Genomic DNA, 2,361 nt, shown 5'->3' on the forward strand with positions numbered 1-2,361 from the left:
CCCACGGGACCCATTTATGGGTAGTAAGTAACAGATGCATGGCTGGCAGGCCAATCTAAAACGCACTTGTGCGTCGCCAGTATTATAAGGGCTATGCCCGAAAATGAAATACCCCCCGTTTTACGGGGGGATATTTATTGCCCGCAAAAAATCTTCTCAAATATCACAAATCAAGAAATATATCACTATCCGACAAGAGCTTGTAACCCGCGCGCGTTATAATAATATATTGTATGCTGTTTGATAATTATTCTGTCATCGCGAGCGAAGCGTGGGACCCCGCACCGTCTGCAGACGTCTGCATAGGAAGGGGGGATTCCCCGTCGCCTGCGATTCTTCGGAATGACGGTTAAACATCAAAGGAGGACAAAAAATGAAAAGAACGATCTCAACACTGCTTGCGGTGCTTATGGTGCTGACCGCGTTCGGTGTGTCGACGCTGTTCGGAGGCGTGCTCGGCGCGAGCGCCGAGTTCTACGACTACTACGTCTACACGCAGTTCCCGGGCTTCAACGCCTTCAACGCGGACGACTTCGCGCTCGCGTGGAGCAGCTACCTTGAATACAGCGGCCGCTCGTCGGCGTTTTTGCCGGACGGCGATCCCGTGGCGGAGGTCTCGACCTTCACGGTCAAAGCCGGCACGCAGGGCAGCGCTTCCATCGGCACGATGCGCCAGCGCAACGCCGATCCGCAGAACAACAGCCAGAACGTTGACTATCACAACAGCCCCAACTGGACTGCGAACGATAAGCTGAACGGCAAGGATATCTTTACCGGCACAGACGTGAACTTTGACGACGCCAACGGCTTCTGCTTCTGGGCGGGACTCAACGGCGGCCGTTACGAAGGTCAGATCAAGGTTTCGCTTTTCACGACTCCGTCTCAGGGCCCGTATTACTCCAAGAGCGAGGACGGCTCCACCGATATGAGCACGGCTCCGACGGGCTTCGTCTACAGCTCCGATCTAATCAGACCCGATGAAGACGGTTACTACTATTTCAATTTCCGCACAGACTTTTCACAGACAGACTGGTGGAGCGTCGACGACAACGGAGTGAAGCAGAACGGAAACGGCAAGACTCCCGTTCCCGACAGCAAGCTGCCGCAGATAAACGCGCTTGAGATCCGTTTCAACAGCGGCTTGCAGGAGGGCGACGTGATCTACGCCGGCGACTTCCGCGCCTTCCGCGACACCCGCGTGTATTACGACGAGCTCAACGATCTGTGCATGGAGTTTGACGCGATCAACTCCGAGGAGTACACCGAGGATAGCTATGCGGCCGCGCTTGAGGTCTATCTCGAGGCGTATGGGATGCTGCAGGACATAACGGCGTATTCTCAGAAGAGGATAAACGCGATGGCGGTCGAACTGAGAGCCGCTATCCGTGACCTCAAGCCGATGTTCATGGCGGCCAAGAAGGAAGTCAAGCTCGCCGGCTTCGAGGTCTGGGTTGACAACGACTTCGACGATATCTACGCCGGCGGCGTCTGCCTTGACACCGCCATGGTCGACGATACGAACGTTCCGAAGAACAGGGAACAGTCGGTGCTCGTCTTCGCCAACGCGCAGGACGGCCCGCCGACCTACGGCTGGAGCGAATTCACCAACGCCACCGAAGACGGCGCCGTGGATAACCCCTTCGCGCTTCTCGAGGGCTCCGCGCCGCTGAGCGAGGCCGACGGTATCCGCTTCTGGCTGAAGTGGGACGAGAGCATGCTCGCCGTTCCGAACGCCGCGCGTATCGGGCTCGGCGTTTCCTCCGAAGAGCTCTACTTCGAGTGTGAAGAGACCGCCGTTGAGCTGCCGCTCACACAGGGCTACGTCGGCGCGCCGTGGTCGGCGTTCTACGACATGGACGGCGAGGAGGATATATTCGATTATATCGACGAGATAGACGCTTTCTATCTCTATATCGAAGGCGCGACCGGTATCTACTACATCGCCGATCTGACCGGCTTTGAGTGGAGCTATGCGCCCGCCGATTTCACCGAGCTGATAAAGACGATCAACGACGCGAAGGCGTATATGAAGACGCTCAACAAGGCGGATTACTACTTCGTTTCGTGGAACAACGTCGAGGATACCATCGCGCGAGCCGAGGATATGCTCACTCAGTACGCCGTGACCGACGAAGACGTCGAAGCGATGATCGACAGCATCGGCAAGAGCATAAACTGGCTTACTCCGCTCGGCGATCTCGCGCGCGAAGAGACCATCAACGAGCTCAAAGGGCTTTGCCAGAACGGAAAGACATACTGGCGCGGCAACGTCACCCCGCGTTCCTATATCGAGCTGAGCCAGCAGATAGAGAACGCCGAGACGCTGCTCTGGAAGGGTCCGAAGCAGGTCGAGGCCGAGGA

General features: G+C 56.8%; 1 protein-coding gene. It reads left to right on the forward strand.

The genetic code is table 11. From position 1 onward, the window contains the following. Nucleotides 1-373: 373 nt before the first annotated feature. Nucleotides 374-2,361: hypothetical protein (locus tag IJL83_04515; GenBank protein MBQ6552860.1), on the forward strand; the 1,988-nt coding region annotated here is incomplete at its 3' end.

Source organism: Clostridia bacterium (assembly GCA_017438525.1).
Lineage (GTDB): Bacteria > Bacillota > Clostridia > Oscillospirales > RGIG8002 > RGIG8002.